The organism is Halalkalicoccus subterraneus, assembly GCF_003697815.1.
Classification (GTDB): domain Archaea; phylum Halobacteriota; class Halobacteria; order Halobacteriales; family Halalkalicoccaceae; genus Halalkalicoccus; species Halalkalicoccus subterraneus.
This window is the reverse complement of the sequence record NZ_RDQG01000008.1, coordinates 37,556-53,490: the sequence shown is the minus strand read 5'-3', so window position 1 is coordinate 53,490 and position 15,935 is coordinate 37,556. Positions and strand designations below refer to the sequence as shown.

General features: G+C 67.3%; 19 protein-coding genes. 10 read left to right on the top strand and 9 right to left on the bottom strand.

All coding sequences use genetic code 11. The features are described from left to right. Positions 1-696 (top strand): DUF7124 domain-containing protein (locus tag EAO80_RS02530; protein WP_122088369.1); only part of this gene is annotated, 696 nt, incomplete at its 5' end. Here EAO80_RS02530 and EAO80_RS19370 read toward each other — a convergent pair. Genes EAO80_RS19370 through EAO80_RS02510 form a run of 5 tightly spaced genes read right to left on the bottom strand, consistent with a single transcriptional unit; the run spans position 693 to position 4,292 of the window. Further along, complete coding sequence (locus tag EAO80_RS19370; RefSeq protein WP_162993840.1) at positions 693-866, bottom strand: hypothetical protein; 174 nt, start codon at positions 864-866, stop codon at positions 693-695. The two genes, EAO80_RS02530 and EAO80_RS19370, sit on opposite strands and share 4 nt — an antisense overlap. A gap of 44 nt (positions 867-910) precedes the next feature. Next, positions 911-1,231, bottom strand: a complete 321-nt coding sequence (locus EAO80_RS02525) for a hypothetical protein (RefSeq protein WP_122088368.1) — start codon at positions 1,229-1,231, stop codon at positions 911-913. Continuing rightward, positions 1,231-1,491, bottom strand: coding sequence for a hypothetical protein (locus EAO80_RS02520; RefSeq protein WP_122088367.1), 261 nt, complete (start codon positions 1,489-1,491; stop codon positions 1,231-1,233). The genes EAO80_RS02525 and EAO80_RS02520 overlap by 1 nt, the downstream gene beginning before the upstream one ends. Before the next feature lie 40 nt (positions 1,492-1,531). Next, entirely contained in the window at positions 1,532-2,155 is a 624-nt protein-coding gene (locus EAO80_RS02515) for a TorD/DmsD family molecular chaperone (RefSeq protein WP_122088366.1), read from the bottom strand. A 1-nt stretch (position 2,156) separates the two neighbouring features. Then, on the bottom strand, positions 2,157-4,292 hold the full coding sequence (locus EAO80_RS02510; RefSeq protein WP_122088365.1) for a 4Fe-4S binding protein: 2,136 nt from the start codon (positions 4,290-4,292) through the stop codon (positions 2,157-2,159). A 189-nt stretch (positions 4,293-4,481) separates the two neighbouring features. Between EAO80_RS02510 and EAO80_RS02505 the strand changes: the two genes are divergently transcribed. Genes EAO80_RS02505 through EAO80_RS02490 form a run of 4 tightly spaced genes read left to right on the top strand, consistent with a single transcriptional unit; the run spans position 4,482 to position 10,021 of the window. After that, positions 4,482-7,880 (top strand): formate dehydrogenase subunit alpha, encoded by a 3,399-nt coding sequence (locus tag EAO80_RS02505; RefSeq protein ID WP_122088364.1) that lies wholly within the window; start codon positions 4,482-4,484, stop codon positions 7,878-7,880. Between the two features lies 1 nt (position 7,881). After that, complete coding sequence (locus EAO80_RS02500) at positions 7,882-8,556, top strand: 4Fe-4S dicluster domain-containing protein (RefSeq protein WP_122088363.1); 675 nt, start codon at positions 7,882-7,884, stop codon at positions 8,554-8,556. After that, entirely contained in the window at positions 8,553-9,029 is a 477-nt protein-coding gene (locus tag EAO80_RS02495; protein ID WP_122088362.1) for a hypothetical protein, read from the top strand. Before EAO80_RS02500 ends, EAO80_RS02495 begins: the two co-directional genes overlap by 4 nt. Continuing rightward, a complete protein-coding gene (locus EAO80_RS02490; protein WP_122088361.1) occupies positions 9,026-10,021 on the top strand; it encodes a cytochrome b/b6 domain-containing protein in 996 nt (331 codons plus the stop codon). Before EAO80_RS02495 ends, EAO80_RS02490 begins: the two co-directional genes overlap by 4 nt. A gap of 119 nt (positions 10,022-10,140) precedes the next feature. Here EAO80_RS02490 and EAO80_RS02485 read toward each other — a convergent pair whose 3' ends face one another. Continuing rightward, entirely contained in the window at positions 10,141-10,581 is a 441-nt protein-coding gene (locus EAO80_RS02485; RefSeq protein ID WP_122088360.1) for a DUF4112 domain-containing protein, read from the bottom strand. Between the two features lie 123 nt (positions 10,582-10,704). Then, positions 10,705-11,103, bottom strand: a complete 399-nt coding sequence (locus EAO80_RS02480; RefSeq protein ID WP_122088359.1) for a hypothetical protein — start codon at positions 11,101-11,103, stop codon at positions 10,705-10,707. 76 nt (positions 11,104-11,179) lie between these two features. Between EAO80_RS02480 and EAO80_RS02475 the strand changes: the two genes are divergently transcribed. Continuing rightward, entirely contained in the window at positions 11,180-11,362 is a 183-nt protein-coding gene (locus EAO80_RS02475; protein WP_122088358.1) for a hypothetical protein, read from the top strand. Here EAO80_RS02475 and EAO80_RS02470 read toward each other — a convergent pair. Next, the gene (locus EAO80_RS02470; protein ID WP_122088357.1) at positions 11,328-12,680 is read right to left on the bottom strand and encodes an MBL fold metallo-hydrolase; all 1,353 of its coding nucleotides are present in this window, start codon (positions 12,678-12,680) and stop codon (positions 11,328-11,330) included. The two genes, EAO80_RS02475 and EAO80_RS02470, sit on opposite strands and share 35 nt — an antisense overlap. Before the next feature lie 108 nt (positions 12,681-12,788). Between EAO80_RS02470 and EAO80_RS02465 the strand changes: the two genes are divergently transcribed. From EAO80_RS02465 to EAO80_RS02450, 4 genes are all read left to right on the top strand, one after another. Then, positions 12,789-13,205 carry a 30S ribosomal protein S6e gene (locus EAO80_RS02465; protein WP_122088370.1) on the top strand — a complete coding sequence of 139 codons (417 nt, stop codon included), beginning with the start codon at positions 12,789-12,791 and terminating at the stop codon, positions 13,203-13,205. Positions 13,206-13,217: 12 nt separating this feature from the next. Then, on the top strand, positions 13,218-13,640 hold the full coding sequence (locus EAO80_RS02460) for a DUF7112 family protein (RefSeq protein ID WP_122088356.1): 423 nt from the start codon (positions 13,218-13,220) through the stop codon (positions 13,638-13,640). Further along, positions 13,637-14,056, top strand: a complete 420-nt coding sequence (locus EAO80_RS02455; protein ID WP_122088355.1) for a DUF5807 family protein — start codon at positions 13,637-13,639, stop codon at positions 14,054-14,056. The genes EAO80_RS02460 and EAO80_RS02455 overlap by 4 nt, the downstream gene beginning before the upstream one ends. A gap of 90 nt (positions 14,057-14,146) precedes the next feature. Continuing rightward, the gene (locus EAO80_RS02450; RefSeq protein ID WP_122088354.1) at positions 14,147-15,070 is read left to right on the top strand and encodes a carbohydrate kinase family protein; all 924 of its coding nucleotides are present in this window, start codon (positions 14,147-14,149) and stop codon (positions 15,068-15,070) included. 3 nt (positions 15,071-15,073) lie between these two features. On the opposite strand, the gene EAO80_RS02445 is transcribed toward EAO80_RS02450, so the two are convergent. After that, complete coding sequence (locus EAO80_RS02445; protein WP_122088353.1) at positions 15,074-15,895, bottom strand: BtpA/SgcQ family protein; 822 nt, start codon at positions 15,893-15,895, stop codon at positions 15,074-15,076. Between the last annotated feature and the right edge of the window lie 40 nt (positions 15,896-15,935).

The window sequence follows — 15,935 nt, the reverse complement described above, 5'->3', positions numbered from 1 at the left end:
CCCGACGAGGAACCCCAGCCCAACCGCGGCGACTGGTTCTGGCGCGGTGAGGGCGACCCCGACGAGGAAGGTGTGGCGACCGAGAGCGATTCCGCCGCGTCGGGGTCCGTCTCCGAATCGGGAAGCGATTCCGGCCCTCCAACCGGATCGGCGCGCGAGGCCGTTTCGGAGCCGGACCCCGCCGACGCGTCGACGCCCCACGTTCCCCACGAGAACCGGGACAAACCGGTCGGCCTCCCCGAGGAGCAGGGCGGGGCGGGTGGTACCTCCGCGCGCGAGGCGGCCGCCGAGCGCGACCGCGAGGGCGGGGTCCCCGAGGACGCCTCGGGCCCCCACGGTGGCGGGGCCGACGAGATGACGATGGCGGTCACCTACGAGGCGGCGAAACGCCTCGCGGACCCGGCGTCCGTCCTCGCGGGCGCGACCTTTGCCGACTGGATCGGCATCGTCGGCGAGGTCGACGCCCACGTCATTACCACCTTCCAGCGCTCCAAGGGGATCGACGCGGACTTCTTCAACGGCACCGGTACTGGGCCAAGTGAACGACTCGCGGAGATCACCGAGATGTCGATGTTCTTCGCCGAGCGAATGGCCCTGCTGGGCTGCAAAGGAGAGGAGTGGATCGCAGAGGAGGCGGGTTGGGAGTTCGTTCCCATCGAAACGGCCGCCGAAAAGGCCGGGTGGGAGCTCGATTAGTCCTCGTTTCCGTCCTCGCGGTCCTCGGGATCGAGGTCGAAGGAGACGTCGCCGTCGACGACGCCGGTGTTGATCACGTGTGGGCCGGTGTGCGACCACGTCTCGTGGCCGTCGATCTCCTCGATCGTCGGGCGGGTCCGCAGGTCGGTCTTCTCGATCTCGTGTGTCATATCTCGACAGTGCCGCTCGATCGGCTTATACCCTGTCCCTGGCCCTACTCCTCGAGGAAGACCCGCGAGAAGAGGTTCACGTACAGTTCGAGGACCAGTCCGCGTTCGATTCCGGCGAGAGCCGCCTGTTCGTCGAGGAACGTCGCCAGTTCCTCGCTCGGTTCGTACCGCACGACTCCGTCCTCGACGTCGAATTCGACTTCGGTGGCACCCGACACGAGGTGTTCGATCTCCAAGAGCGCCTGTTCTGCCTTCGCGCGGATCGCCTCCTCGTCGTCGAGCATTCGGCGCTCTCCCCACTCGCCGGCGGCCGCGAGAAAGCGCTCGCTCGGTTCGATCTCGATCGGCTCGCTGGTTCCGGCCATCAGCGTTCGGGCGGGAAGCTATCGGGTGCGGGGTCCGATTCGGCGAGTTCGGCGTAGACGTAGACCAGCAGGACCCCGAGGGCGATCATCACGGCCAGTCCCACGACTCCACCGGGCCCCGAGTGACCGATCCAGTCGGCACCCATCACGGGTCCCATGCTCGAGGCGACGTTCAGCGTCGTGATCGCGAGCCACCCGCCGAAGAGCAGGAACGCGACCGTGAGCACGGGGTTGTGCTCGAGCGCGGTCTTGAGCGCCATATTTCGTTCAGGGCGTGTCTCGCGCAAAAACGTTGTGCCTTCAGGCCATCTGGCCGGCGAGTTCGGCCTCGAACTCGACGACGCCCGCGAGGAGGTGACCGACCGCCTCGTAGAACGCGCCGTCGGCGTACTCGATGATGTCGTCCGCGCAGTCGTCGATCCAGTGGGTCATGTGTTCCTCGACGAAGACCCGCTCGTAGCCGAACGCCTCCTCGGCGCCCCTGCGCTGGCGCTCGATTAAATGTCTGAGAAAGGCGAGTTCGACGGCGACGAAGTCGCCCTCCTCGGGGTAGTCCTCGGATGGGGTCCAGCCCGCGGCGCCGTAACTCGCCTCGACCTCGGCCTTGCCAGTCCCCAAGAAGTCCATGTCCTCGCGGTAGTAGCTCTCGTGGGCCATCACCGGGGGTCGGGGGCCAACGAACACGCGGGTGTACTCGCGGTTCAACTCCCGCTGGACCGCCGCTACGTCGCGCCCCTCGTTTTCCTCGACGAAGGTCCGCAGCTCCTCGAAGCCCGTATCGAGGTCCTCGTCGACGCTCTCGGGGGTTCGGATCTCGCCCGACAGCAGGGTTCCGACGAACTCCTCGCTCGGCGCGTCCCACAGCGCCTCGATCAGGAAGTCGACCAGTTCGAGTCGGGCGGCGTAGATCTCCTCGTCGCTCATCTCAGTTCCCCCGGTCGTAGAGCAGGTACGCCCGGCAGTCCGGGCAGTAGTTGAAGACGCTCTCCTCGGCGCTCGGGGCCAGTCCGGCAACCAGATCGCCGACCTCCTCCTCGATCTTCGCGGCCGAGCGCTCGCTCGTGAACGGGTCGCCACACCGGGCACACTCGAGCATCTCGCCCTCGAACGTCTGCGTCCAGGCGGGATCCTCGCCTTCCTCGGTTTCCTCGGCGCGGTTCTCCGGCAGCAGCGAGAGGTCTAACCCATCCCTCATCGTGATCGCGCTCTCGGGACACCCCTCCTCACAGAGCCCGCAGTTGACGCATTTCTCGTGGTTGAACTCCAGACCCCACTCGGTCCTCCTGATCGCGTCGGTCGGACAGAGGTTCGAGCAGGTGGGGGTCAGCGTACAGGCATCCGAGACCTCCATCCGGCCGAAGTCCGAAAGGCCGCGGATCACCTCCCGATCGGGTTCGACGTGTTCGAGGATCGCCCGGACGCTCTCGAGGGTCCAGCCGTGGTTATAGAACTCCTGATTTTCGTGGTCGCTGTGGAGCAACGTTCCGTCGGCGCGGTGGTCGCCCTCCGGGACCGGCGAGGGCTCTAACGATTCCTCGAACGCCGACAGCGACTCGACGAATCCTCCGGGCTCGCCGGCTTCGGGCGCGAAGAAGCCCACCCGTTCGCCGAGCCCCATGTCCCGCGTGGCTTGGTTGAGCCGCTCGACGAGTTCCTCTTTCGGGTCGGCCCCCGAGTGACGACAGTCACAGCCACAGCCCAGTATCGCGACGCCGGCCGCGCCGCAGGCCAGCGCGTGGGCGACGTGGGATTCGCCGACGGTGTCGGCACAGTTCACCGAGACGGGCAGGATCGGCGGGTACTCGATTTCCTCCCCGGAAGCGGCGCGTTTACCGAACTCGCTCAGGGCGTCGTCGGCGCGCTCGCCGCAGGTGAAGGCGATTATGGGTTTCTCGATGCCGGACGCTCTCGACAACCAGCCGCCCTGGTCGGCGCCGGTTCCGAGCAGCGCCTCGACCTCGCGGGCGATGCGCTCGTTCGACGGTTCGCGCAGGCTCACCGCGCCGGTCGGGCAGGCGCTGGTGCAGGCCCCGCAGTTCTGACAGGCGATCGGGTCGATGTCGACCTCGTCGGGGCGGGGTTTCGCGACCGCATCGTGCGGGCAGGCGTCGTAGCAGGCCCGACAGCCCTCCTGGTTCGACTCGCCGGAGGCGCAGACGTCCATCTCGAAGTCGAGGAAGTCGGGCTTTTCGATCCCTCCGAGAAGGCTCTCTGCGGCGGCCATCGTCGCCGGCCCCGCGTCGGTGTAGTAGCCGATACGCCCGCCGCGTGCCTTCGAATCACCGCCCGGGTGGACCACCTGGTCGACCTCCAAATCCCTTTTGACGCCGTCCATCTCAATGGCGTCGGTCGGGCAGACGTCGGTCCATTCGCCCTCGGGTGCATCGGGCGCGATGTCGACCGGCCGGCGTGTAACCAGTCCATCGGGACCCTCGTGGACGCACTTCATACACGAGATGCACTCGTCGCTCACGCGGGCTTCGAGCCCGACCGAGAAGTCGCCGAACTCGCCGGCGACGCCCGTGACCCGCCCGCGCTCGATGGTCACGTCCTCCAACCCGTCGACGCCGGCGAACTCCTTTCCGTCGGCGATCAGCGTCACCTCGGCGTCTTCCGAGAGAGTGGCGGCGGCCTCCGCGTCGCCGACGACCGCGACGCGCTCGCCGGCTTCGCGCGAGATCGAGCGCGCGATCGCCTCCTCCTCGAGGCCCGCCCGACGGGCGTTGACCATTCTCGAGGTCTTGTCGGTCGCCTCTTCCTCGGGATGGACCCAGCCCGCAGCCTCGCGCTGGTCGACGAAAGAGACCGCCTCGGGATGGAGGCCGTGGTCCTCCGCGACGCCGCCGAGTTTATCCTGGACTCCCGGTTCGGGACAGGTCACGAGAAGCTGGTCGAGTTCGTATTCCTCGATGACCTGCTCCATCGCCGGCAGCCCCTTTTTCTCCCCACAGAGCAGCTCGGAGCTGGCGGCGACGTCGACCCCCTCGATCCCCTCGCGGGCGTCCTCGAGATCGACCTCGCAGGTACCAGCACACGAGCAGACGAACGCACCGGTCTTCATTGGCGGTGGGTAGTGAGGGGTGCGGAAAGGTCTTGCGCCCGCACGAAACACGACGCCCTGGCCTGTTTTTTCACAGAAAGCACAACGTTAATTGTCGTCTGTTCAGTAGGACTGTAGCATGCGTAGAACTATCACGATCTATCAGACCGAGCGGGCCGTGAGCCGTTCGCCACGGGGTGAGGCGAGCGGATGAGTGCGGAGCCCGTCTCTCTGGATCTCGACCGGCGGTCGTTCCTGAAGGCGAGCGCGCTCGCGGGCGCGGTCGCGCTCGGCGGCGGCGCGGCGGGGCAGACCCTCGCCCAGAACGACGACGAGGACGAAGGTACCACCCCGGACGGCGAGATGACCAAGACGATCTGTAACTACTGTGCGGTCGGCTGTGGCTTTCGCGGCGTCACCGAGGGTGATTCCTTCGTCGGTATGGAGCCGTGGCACGAGAACCCGATCAACAACGGTTCGCTCTGTTCGAAGGGCGCGGGGATCCTCGAGACCGAGCACTCGGATCGTCGGTTGAAACGGCCGATGCACCGGGTCGACGGCGGGTGGGAGACGATCTCGTGGAGCGAGGCCTACGACATCATCGAAGAGAAGTACGCCGAGATCATCGAGGAGTACACCCCCGAGAGCGTCATGATGATGGGAAGCGCCCACCACGCAAACGAGGAGGCCTACGCCTTCCGGAAGCTCTCGGCCTTCATGGGGACGAACAACTGCGATCACCAGGCGCGGATCTGTCACTCCCCGACCGTCACGGGCCTTTCGAACACGTGGGGCTACGGGGCGATGACCAACACGATCAACGACTACCGGAATTTCGATCTGCTCATCATCTGCGGGCAGAACCCCGCCGAGTCCCACCCGATCGCGATGCAGCACATCCTCGAGGGGCAAGCGAGGGACGGGACCGTCGTCTCGATCGACCCCCGATACACGAAGACCTCCTCGCACGCCGACAACTACTACCGGATGCGTCCGGGTACCGACGTGGCGCTGCTGATGGGGCTGATGAACTACCTCGAGCAGCAGGGCGAACTCGACGACGAGATGCTCTCCGAACGGGTCAACGGCTGGCCCGACGCCGAGGCCGAACTCGAACAGTACGACCTCGAGACGGTCGCCGACATCACCTGGATCGACGTCGAGCAGCTCCAAGAGCTCGGCGACCTGATCATCGAGAACAAGCCCAACATCCAGATCGAGTGGGCGATGGGCGGCACCCAGCACAACAACGGTACCCAGAACATCCGCTCGTACGCGCTGCACTCGCTTGCCTCGGGCAGCGCCGCCCGCAGCGGCGGCGGCCTGCAGGTGATGCGTGGACACGCCAACGTCCAGGGTGCGACCGATCTGGGCGTCGACAGCACCATCCTACCGGGCTACTACTCCGTGTCGGCGGCCGGCTCGTGGGTCCACTGGACGAACGTCTGGAACCGGAGCCCGTGGACGAGCGGCTCGACGGATTTCTGGGACCTTCACGACCGTTTCGCGACGATGCCTGACGACATCTGGCAGCAGCTCTCCGCGGGCGGTGGCGGCCCGCCCGCCGCAAGCGAACTCCAATCGGCGGAGACCGAACAGAGCGACGCCGTCGAGGACGTCTCGCAGGCCGAGGACACCGGCGCGGGTCCGAACTCCCAGTCCCCAACCGAGGCCGACTCGCAGACGGGCGATCCCGCTGCCCAAGGGGGGTCGGGTGGGGACGGCGGCGCCGATCAGGGCAGCTCCGAGGACGGCGGCTCTCAACGCCAGATCGACCCGCGGACGATGATGCTCCAGGACGGGCTGTCGGTCGCCCGCTGGTACGAGGCCGCCCTCCAGCAGGAGGACCGGCTCCACGAGTCGACCCTCTACCAGCCCGACCCGTTGAAGATGGCCTTCTTCTGGGGCCACTCGGCCAACTCCATCACCGAGATGGACAAGATGAAGAAGGCGATGGAGGCGCTCGACCTGCTGGTGGTCGTCGACCTCTTCCCCGCCGTCGCCGGCACGCTTGAGGACGCCGACGCCGACAACGTCCTGTTGCTGCCGGTATCGAGCCAGTACGAGCACCACCGCTCGGTGACCAACTCCCATCGCTCCGTCCAGTGGAGCGAACCCGTCGCCTCGCCGGCCCACGCCTCCAAGCCCGACCTGCAGATCATGCAGGAACTGGCCGGACGCTTCGGCTTCGGCGAGCACTTCGACTGGGGGAGCGGTCCCGAACTCTACAACGGTAAGAGCACCTACGAGGACGTGCTGCGGGAGATCAACCTCGGGGTGCGCACGGTCGGCTACCAGCAGAGTCCCGAACGCCTCCAGCGCCAGAAGGAACACGACGACGCCTTCAGCACCGAGACGCTGCGGGCCGACAGCGAGGGACTGCCGGTCAGCGGCGAGTTCTGGGGGCTGCCGTGGCCCTGTTGGGGCGACGAGCATCCCGGGACGCCGATCATCTGGCGCGACGACGTCCATCCGGCCGAGGGTGGTCACGACTTCCGCGCGAACTGGGGTATCGACGCCCCGACGCCCGAGGAGTGGGAGGCGACGGGCGTCGACAAGGAGTACCCGCTCGCCGAGACCTACGAGCAGGAGGGCGAGGCGGGCCTGGACATGCTTCGCGAGTCCTATCAGCCCGATTGGTTCGACGGCGAGGTCATCGGTGTCCCGCAGTATCCGGGCTTCACGACGACGCTGCCGGAGGACCCGGCCGATGCCTCCTCGTTGACGATTCCGATGGAATACGCGCTGCGCGAGGACGTCTCGATCTACGACTGTGCGGCCGCGCTGAACGAACAGCGGGACCACGACCACAACTTGGCGTTCTACGAGCAGTACGACAACGCCCAACCTGACCCGCCGACCGGACGCGGCCGGGCACGGGCGGTCGTCTGGAACTTCATCGATACGGTCCCGAAACACCGCGAACCGATCCAGAGCCCGCGGCCCGATCTGGCCGAGCAGTGGCCCGCAAACGGCCAGCAGACCAACTTCTTCCGGCTCGATCAGAACAACGCCGCGACCCAGCAGGAGGCGACCCAGCGCGCCTACGACCAGGGGATCGACACGATCCTCACATCGGGGCGACAGGTCGAACATCAGGGCGGGGGCGCCGAGACGCGGAACAACCCCTATACGGCCGACCTCCAGCCCCACATGTACGCGGAGATCCACCCCGACATGGCCGAGGACCTCGATCTGGTCGGCGGCGAGGACCACGTCATCATCACCTCCGCCGACGCCGACAAGGGCTCGATTCTCGTGAAAGCGAAGGTCACCTACCGCCCACAGGGCGGTAACGAGGTCTTCCTGCCGTATCACTGGGGCGGGATCGCCCACGGGCAGAACATGAGCGACAAGTACCCCGAGGGATCGAAGCCGCTCGCGATCGGCGACAGCGCGAACTTCGTCACCTCCAGTGGGTTCGACGCCGAGACGCAGATGCAGGAGACCAAGGCGGGACTCGTCCGGGTCGAGAAGGCGACCGAACAGCGCATCGAGGAACTGAACATGGAGGTCATCGACTACCCACAGGAGGAGGCCGGACTCGGCGACTCCTACGAGTGGGACGTCAGAAACCAGAGCATGCAACCACAGACGGGGGACGACTAGAATGTCAGCGAACGAATCGACCCAAGAGCGACTCGGTCAGGGCGTCATGAGTACCGGCGAGGGGATGCGGATCTTCCCCGACGTCGAGGCGTGTATCGACTGTGGCGGCTGCGTGGTCGCCTGCAAGCGTACCTGGGACGTCCCGGTCGACGACCAGCGTATCGACATCACGACGATGCTCGAGGGCGTCGAGGGCGAGAGCGGGTTCAACGGTCAGCAGGTCAGCGCGATCGAGGAGGGGATGAGCCCCGGCGAGACGAGCCTCCCGATGCAGTGTTATCACTGCGAGAACGCCCCCTGCGTGTCGGTCTGTCCGACCAACGCCCTCCAGAAGAAGGACAACGGCTTCGTCGAGGTCGTCGACGACCTCTGTATCGGCTGTCAGTACTGTCTCTCGGCCTGTCCGTTCGGCGCGCCCCAGTTCCCCGAATCGAACGAGGGGCTGACCGCGGTCGTCGGATCGGGGGGGACGATGGACAAGTGTACGGGCTGTGAGGAGCGCCAGGACGTCGGGAAGGGACCCGCCTGCGCCGAGGAGTGTGCGACCGACGCCATCCTCGTGGGTTCCTCCGGCGAGATCGCGGACGAGTTGGAGAAACGCGACAGCGGTGCGTTCTTCAACGACACCGCCATGGAGATCATCTTCGGCGACGACACGGGGATGTTCGACAGATGAGCGACACGGACCCCGAGACCGGCGGCGACTCCGATCACGTTGCCGACGAGCGTACGGAGTCCGACGGCGGGAACCGCGGGCTCTCGGATCGGGCGGCCTTCTGGATCAGCGCCGTCCTCTCGCTGGCGCTCGCGGTCGGATCGGTCTGGCTGATCGGCGTCCGGGCGATCCAGTTCGAGGCGCTCCAGCGCGTGCGCCCGACCGTCGAGGGCGGCGGCGTCGGCGCGGGGTGGATCCAGGGCAACACGAAGCCGGCCCTGGACTGGCTGATCACGCTGATCCACTTCGCGGACGTGCTGATGGGCGTGTTCATCCTCGTGATGATCTTCATGCACTGGATCGCCTTCCGCCGGCTCGCCGCGCGCATGCGCCCGCACGGAGCCCCGCGCCGAAACAGCGACGCGGTCGCGACGGACGGGGGCGAGCGATCCGACTCCGCGAGCGACACCACCTGTGGGGGTGACGCCGAATGACCTCCCTCGACCACGGGAAGTTCTCCCGCGTGACGACGATGTTTCACTCGCTGCTCGCGCTGACGGTGTTCCTGCTCTTCTTCACGGGTTACGCCGTCGCGTTCAACGACGAACTGTGGTGGCTCGTCGAACTCATGGGCGGCAACACGGGCGTGCTCGCGGTCCACCGGGTCGCGGGCTTCGCGCTGATCTTCCTGACGGCCTTCTGGGTCTTCTACATGCTCCTGCGCGCGGGCGGTTCGGTCAGCCTCACCGCAGTGTTGCCGACCCCCGGCGACGTCGCCGCGTTCGTCCAGGACATGAAGTTCGCGGCCGGCATGGCCGACGAACGCCACCCCAACGCCCGACAGTTCGCGGGCTATTCGGCCGACGAGATCCCGCTGCTCTCCTACGTGGGCAAGGGTGTGATCGCCATCTTCGCCGTCGAACTGCTGTTGTTGATGGTTTCGGGGCTCCTCATCTGGCAGAAGACGATGCTGATCGACTTCTACAACTCACAGTCGGTCGTCATCGCGTTCGTCGCGTTCCACGGCGCGCTGGGCGTGATCATGATGATGGGAGTGATGTTTCACACCTTCGAACACGGCTTCCATCCGGCGTTCTACCCCGTCGAGATGAAGGCCTTTCTCCCGAAATCCGACACGCCCGAGTATCACGGCGACGCCGAGTCCGAGTCGGTGACCGGCATCGAGCGCCTCCGGCTGAAACCCAGTTGGGGCTGGGTGACCAACGTCATGGGCGTGCTCACGATCATCGGGGTCGTGAGCATCCTGCTGGCGAGCATGAGCTACGGCGGCTACCCCATCAGTCAGACGATCGTCTTCGGCGAGGGGAGTCTCCTCCGTACCGTCGGCATCAACATCGGGGTCCTCGTCCTCTTCATCGGCCTCTTCCTCTCGATGTACGGTAACGTCCTCCGGGCGCGCTACATGCGCCAGCGCCGCCAGGAGGCTCGCACGGCCGCGACGGACGGCGGTAGGACGGACGACTGACCGCGCTCGCGTTGAATCCCGTTTCCCTTTCAACCGTCGTCACGACTCTATAGGAGTGTTCTCGACGTACCGAGGAGACGTCGAAAAACCGGACGGTGAGACGGGAGTACCGTCCGTCGTTAGGCGTCGAGTTCCCGCTTGAGCAGTTCGACGTTCCACTTGTTCGACTTCCAGACGGCGTCGAACACCGTCCCGATGACCGGGATCGAACCGACGATGGCGTCGACGGCGACCAGCCCGATCATGAGGCCGAGCGTCGATTTCGAGACGCCGACGCGGGCGGCTTCCCCGATGATGTACAGTGAGATCACCGTCGCGATGGCGTCACCGCCCACGGGAACGATCCCGAGGAGGGGATCGAGGCCGATGCGGTAGTCCGTCCCCGGCACCGGGATCGCCTCGTCGAGCAGGTCACCTACCCACTCGATGCGTTCGAGGGTCGCATCTATGTCGCCCGATAACGGGAGGTCCTCGACGCTCCACTCGAACTGCTCGTCGTCGTTCCAGTCGACTCCCTCGTCGATCCGGTCGCCGCCGTCGTCACCAGCGTTGGTTTCCATACCCGTTCTATATGCGGTGCAGGTAAAGGCCCTCGCCCCGCGCTCGCAAGGCCGATCGCCGGCCTCCGCGTCGAACGCCGCCCCTGGGGTTGGGATGGGAGAATCCGATCGCCGTGATCGTCCCTAACCGACCAGTTCGGTCGAGTCCTCCGAGAGGTCGACCATCACGTCGTTTCGGGTCTGCCCGTCGATCTGATCCAGGTTACGCGTCAGGACCTCGAGGATGTCCTCGGGCTCGGGGTAGACGAGCATGTTGCCCTCTGCGTCCTCCATTACGAGTTGGGTGTCCGAGAGGTTCACCCGGTTGCCCTCGATGCTCGCGACGATGGCCGGAAGCGCCTCCGCGCCGCCCGTATCTCCCTCCTCGACCATCGTGATGTACAGGCTCTCGAGGCCGATGAGGTCCTTGTACTCGCGGACCTGCTTGGCGCACTCGACCATGTCCTGGGTGACGGCCGTCTTCGACGGGTTGCCGTGCTCGCCGTTGAAGCAGTGTTTGCACACCCGCAGTTCCATTCGCATGGTCGGGCTACTCCGTGGGGTGCCATTACCGTTGTGCTCCCGAAACGCTTAGTGACGGCCCGTCGATAGCGCGAACATGGCAGGACTGCTCGATCTCGTGTACGTCGCGCTCGTGTTGCTCGTGACGGTGGGGGGACTGCTCGCGCTCGCCTTTACGACCCGCGACATCCGCGGGGAGAGCGGGTTCGCGCTGGACGTCCTCTCGGCGGTCGTGATCGGCGTCTTCATCGTCGTGCTCGCGTGGACGACGGTGCTCTGATCGTCTCGCCGAGTTCGGGCGCGCTCGCCTCGTAGTCCTCCTCGCGAAGCTCCGCCGCGAACGCCTCACAGCGGTCGCCGTGGTTCACCAGTATCGGGGTGTCCTCGTAGTTCGCGAGGAACTCGAACAGACCCCCGCGATCCGTATGCGCCGAGAAGTCGTACGATTCGACCCGTGCCGCGACGGGCAGTACCCGTCTATCTATCTCGGCGCTCCCGGTATCGAGCAGTTCGCGTCCGGGCGTGCCCTCGACCTGATAGCCCGTCATCGCGATCTTGTTGGTCGGATTCCGCCGGATCTCTGGAATGTACGTCATCGCCGGCCCCCCCGAAAGCATCCCGCTGGTGGTGACGATCGCCGCGTTCTGCTCGGCGATCCGCTTTCGCTGGCCGTCCCGGCCGGTGACGAACCGCGCGTGGGAGGTCGCGCGTTTGAGCGCCTCGGGGTCGCGGACGAACTCGGGATGGCGCCGAAGCATTCGCGTCACCCCTTTGCCCATCCCGTCGACGTAACAGGGAATGTCGTACTCCGCACAGACCAGCAGCAGCTCCTGGGTTCGCCCGATGGCGAACGCGGGCACGACGACGGCGCCGCCCTCCCAGAGCGTGGTTCTGACGCTCTCTGCGAACCGGCGTTCGACCTCGGCGCGCGGATCGTGGCTCACGTCCGAGTAGGTGCTCTCACAGATCACGAGGTCCGCCTCGGGCCGGGCGGTCGAGCCCGCGACGAGGCGCTGTCCGTAGGGGCCATCGTGGTCACTCGTCCCGGCCGACGGTTCCCGCTCGTCGACGTGGAAATCGCCGGTGTACAGCAGGCGTGTCCCCCCGTTGTCGCCGGACTGCGTCCGGCTGCTGGCGGGACTCCGGCCCGCTTCGTCCACTATCACATGGGCACTGCCGGGGATGTGACCGGCGTTGTACAGCGTCACCTCGAAGCCGGCGGCCTCGAATGGCTCGCGGTAGCCGTGGGTCCGTGAGACCTGCGTGAGCCGCGCGACGTCGGTTTCGGTGAACGGACACCGGTAGCTCCCTCCGTGGAGTTTCAGCGTATCGCGTGCGAGCGTCGTCGCGAGCTCCCGTGTGGGGGGCGTCCAGTGAACCGGCGGGCGCGCTTCGCCCGAGAGCAGCGCGGGCACCGCCCCGGCGTGGTCGAGGTGGCCATGTGAGACGACGACGGCGTCGGGGTCACAGTCGAGGGGTAGGCGCGGCGGGTTGTCGGTGCTCATCCCGAAATCGAGCAGCAGCGTCCCGTCGTCTCCGGTGACGAGGACCGCGCTGCGGCCGATCTCCCCGGCTCCGCCGAGGAACTCGATATCCATTACCCTCCCTCGGAATTGGGGCGGTTTGTGCCCGTCGATACGCGAGCCGTTCTCGGGGTGCGCGGCCGGTTCAACACCCTTTTTACCCGCGCCCGTCTGATTTCGGCCATGGCAGACTTCAAGGTCGTCGTCTCGGACCCCGAAACGGGTGCGACCTACCAGCGCGACGTAGATGGTCAAGACGCGAACCGGTTCCTCGGTCGGGACCTCGGCGACGAGGTCGACGGAGGCGCTGTCGGCCTCTCCGACTACTCGCTCGAACTCACCGGCGGCTCGGACACCGCCGGCCGTCCCCTTCGCTCGGACGTCTCGGGCCCCGCTCTCAAGCAGGTGCTTCTCACCGGTGGCACCGGCTACAAGCCCCAGCGCGACGGCGAGCGAAAGCGCGTCACCGTCCGCGGGCGCGAGATCAGCGAGGAAGTCGTTCAGATCAACGCCAAGATCAGCGCCTACGGCGACGAGAGCGTCGAGGACCTGTTCAGCGAGGACGGCGACGACGAAGACGACGACGACGACGACGAGTAACTCCCCCTTCCCATGGACCGAATTTCGAGCGAGAACCCGGCAGTCGAGACGCTGCGCGCCACGGTCGCCCGTCACGGCGCGCGCCGAAAACGGATCGACCTGCCCGAGGGCTCGCTGCCAGCGGGTGAGGTCGTCCGCCTCGTCATCGACGGAACGACCTATCATGCGAAGGTCGAGGGCGGGTTCGCTGACGGTCCCCACGTAAGCGGCGCGTACGACGGCCCCGACATGGCCCGCGAGGGCTCGGGAACGAACCGCCTCGGGGAGTGGCTCGAAGAAGCGGGCCGCCCGGTCGGCGGCTCGGTGTTGCTCGACACCATCGAGCCCGAGTTCGCCTACGGTCTGCGAAAACCCGGCGAGGAGGTCGTCTACGAGGCCGTCGAGAAACCCAAGGAGAGCCTCGCGAACATCGCCCGCGATCTGGAGGACTCATGAGCCGCCTCGAGGAGTTCCTCGCGGGCGAGCGCCCCGAGGACGTCGCGATCCATCTCGCCGAGGACGTCGTCGACGATCTCGGCAAGCTCGCCGAGTACGGCGAGGACGCGGGGGACGGGATCGTGTTGGTCGTCCCCGGCGAGAGCGGGCGTAACGCCTTCTCAAAAGTCGCCGGCACGGACGCGATGGCGTTCGCGAAGGAGGCGATGGACGCCGAGGGCGCGATCGACGCCGACCTCGCCAGGGGAGCGTGTCCGGCCTGCGGTTCGGATGACGTCCGATTCACGTTCGCCTTCGCCGAGGCGGAAAACGAGGAGGTCGGCGGCATCTACGCCGAGGGCGACGTGATCCACGCCTACGCCCAGTGTGGCTGTGGCACCGCTTTTTCCGACCGCTGGGTCGCCGGCGAGCGCTGAGCCCGTCGAATCCCGGCTACTGGCGGTCCCGCGCCCGTTCCTGATCCGTCCTCGCAACCCGTTTATCGGCGGGCCCCCTCCATCAGCCCGATGAGCGACCTCGAAGTGGTGGCGGTCGGGAGCGCGCTCGTGGACCGGCTCTACGCGCTGTCGAACCTCCCCGAGCCCGACGGCGGCGCGTTCGTCCGCGGGGAGACCACCGCGTTCGGTGGCGTCGCCGCGAACGTGGCGAGCGCGCTCGCGCGGCTGGGTCGCGACGCGGGCGTGGTCTCGCGCGTCGGCGACGACGCCGACGGCGACCGGGTGCTCGCGGACCTCCGCGAGCGTGGAGTCGACGCCAGCCGGGTCCGCCGCGGCGACGAACCGACCTCCTATTCGATGATCCTGCGCGATCCCGACGGCGAGCGGATGATCGTCGCAGGGGGCGAAAGCGTCCCCAACCTCCGGCTCCGCGAGGGCGACTACGAGTACCTCCGGCGGGCCGACGTGATCTTCACCAGCGCGTATGCCCCCGATCGGGTGACCCGCGAGCTCGCGGCCGCTCATACGTTACCGCCGCTGGTGTGCGATCTCCCGGGGCCGCTGTCGGAGCTCGACGGCCGCGCGACCCGGCCGGCGACTATCGACGACCTCGCTGCGCACTGTGACCTCCTCGTGATGAACGAGGTCTCGGCCCGGTCGTATCTGGATGCCGGCCCGCGCGGGTCGATCCGCGAGCTCCGTGAACGCGGCGTCCGGCGGGCCGCGATCACCCGCGGCGCGGACGGTGCCCTGCTGTTCGACGGGGCGGCGGTAACGGAGATCGACGCCTTCGAGGTCGACGTCGTCGACACGACCGGTGCGGGCGACGCCTTCACCGCAGGGCTGATCCACGCGTGGCTGCTTGAGGGACAACCCGCGGCCGAGGCGGGGCGGTTCGCCGCGGCGACCGCGGCGTGCAACTGTACCGCGGAGGGGGCACGCGGCGGCCTGGCGAGCGCCTCCGACGTCCGGAGCTTTCTGGACTCCCGTTAGACCTCAGCGGGCCTCGTCGGCGACGGCCACGAGTTCCCTGACTCGCTCCTCGTCCACGGGAGCGGTCGTCTCGCCGCCCTCCTTGAGCGCGGTGCCGACGATGGCCCCGTCCGCGGCGTCGAGCACCTCGGCGACCGTTTCGGCGGTGACGCCGCTCCCGACGAACACCGGCGCGTCCAGCCCCCGCTCGTCGCGGGCCGCGACCGTCGCCGAGAGGTGATCGCCGGCGACGGCGTGGCCCGTGCCGGCGCCGCTGACGACGAGCCCCTCGGCGAGCCCGCGCTCGATCGCTTCGGCCACCTCCTCCCCTTCCGGCTCGTCGGGTGCGCGCTCGGCAAGCGGCGCGGAGTGTTTCACGTCGATATCGGCGAGGACGGCGACGTCGCTTTCGAGACGCTCGCGCAGGCGCATGGTCTCGTGTGCCCGCCCCTCGACGATCCCTTGATCGGTCACCCGCGCGCCGACGTGGACGTTCACCCGGACGAACCCGGCGCCGGCCGCGTTCGCGACCGAGAGGGCGGCCGCGGCGTCGTTTCGCAGGACGTTGATCCCCAGCGGGAGGTCGACCGCCTCCCGGAGATCGCCTGCCACCCGGGTCATCGACGCGACCACGTGTTTCGGGACGTCCTCGGGGTAGAAGGGTGCGTCCCCGAAGTTCTCGACCATCAGGGCGTCGACGCCGCCCGATTCGAGCCGGCGCGCGTCGCGCACGGCGGCCTCGCGGACCGCCTCGAAGTCGCCGTCGTACGCCGGCGCGCCGGGTAGTGCCGGGAGGTGAACCATACCGATGATCGGCTTATCGGAACCGATCGCGTCGAGGTGCATACACGGCGATACGGGGGTCGGCGGTTAAGCCTCGCGTTCG

What these genes read in the sequence shown, in the direction of transcription:
- EAO80_RS02485 (WP_122088360.1), bottom strand. Translation starts at nt 10,581, where the DNA reads ATGGAAACCAACGCTGGTGACGACGGCGGCGACCGGATCGACGAGGGA.
- EAO80_RS02490 (WP_122088361.1), top strand. Translation starts at nt 9,026, where the DNA reads ATGACCTCCCTCGACCACGGGAAGTTCTCCCGCGTGACGACGATGTTT.
- EAO80_RS02450 (WP_122088354.1), top strand. Translation starts at nt 14,147, where the DNA reads ATGAGCGACCTCGAAGTGGTGGCGGTCGGGAGCGCGCTCGTGGACCGG.
- EAO80_RS02510 (WP_122088365.1), bottom strand. Translation starts at nt 4,292, where the DNA reads ATGAAGACCGGTGCGTTCGTCTGCTCGTGTGCTGGTACCTGCGAGGTC.
- EAO80_RS02445 (WP_122088353.1), bottom strand. Translation starts at nt 15,895, where the DNA reads ATGCACCTCGACGCGATCGGTTCCGATAAGCCGATCATCGGTATGGTT.
- EAO80_RS02460 (WP_122088356.1), top strand. Translation starts at nt 13,218, where the DNA reads ATGGACCGAATTTCGAGCGAGAACCCGGCAGTCGAGACGCTGCGCGCC.
- EAO80_RS02470 (WP_122088357.1), bottom strand. Translation starts at nt 12,680, where the DNA reads ATGGATATCGAGTTCCTCGGCGGAGCCGGGGAGATCGGCCGCAGCGCG.
- EAO80_RS02505 (WP_122088364.1), top strand. Translation starts at nt 4,482, where the DNA reads ATGAGTGCGGAGCCCGTCTCTCTGGATCTCGACCGGCGGTCGTTCCTG.
- EAO80_RS02480 (WP_122088359.1), bottom strand. Translation starts at nt 11,103, where the DNA reads ATGCGAATGGAACTGCGGGTGTGCAAACACTGCTTCAACGGCGAGCAC.
- EAO80_RS02515 (WP_122088366.1), bottom strand. Translation starts at nt 2,155, where the DNA reads ATGAGCGACGAGGAGATCTACGCCGCCCGACTCGAACTGGTCGACTTC.
- EAO80_RS02495 (WP_122088362.1), top strand. Translation starts at nt 8,553, where the DNA reads ATGAGCGACACGGACCCCGAGACCGGCGGCGACTCCGATCACGTTGCC.
- EAO80_RS02520 (WP_122088367.1), bottom strand. Translation starts at nt 1,491, where the DNA reads ATGGCGCTCAAGACCGCGCTCGAGCACAACCCCGTGCTCACGGTCGCG.
- EAO80_RS02525 (WP_122088368.1), bottom strand. Translation starts at nt 1,231, where the DNA reads ATGGCCGGAACCAGCGAGCCGATCGAGATCGAACCGAGCGAGCGCTTT.
- EAO80_RS02455 (WP_122088355.1), top strand. Translation starts at nt 13,637, where the DNA reads ATGAGCCGCCTCGAGGAGTTCCTCGCGGGCGAGCGCCCCGAGGACGTC.
- EAO80_RS02500 (WP_122088363.1), top strand. Translation starts at nt 7,882, where the DNA reads ATGTCAGCGAACGAATCGACCCAAGAGCGACTCGGTCAGGGCGTCATG.
- EAO80_RS02475 (WP_122088358.1), top strand. Translation starts at nt 11,180, where the DNA reads ATGGCAGGACTGCTCGATCTCGTGTACGTCGCGCTCGTGTTGCTCGTG.
- EAO80_RS19370 (WP_162993840.1), bottom strand. Translation starts at nt 866, where the DNA reads ATGACACACGAGATCGAGAAGACCGACCTGCGGACCCGCCCGACGATC.
- EAO80_RS02465 (WP_122088370.1), top strand. Translation starts at nt 12,789, where the DNA reads ATGGCAGACTTCAAGGTCGTCGTCTCGGACCCCGAAACGGGTGCGACC.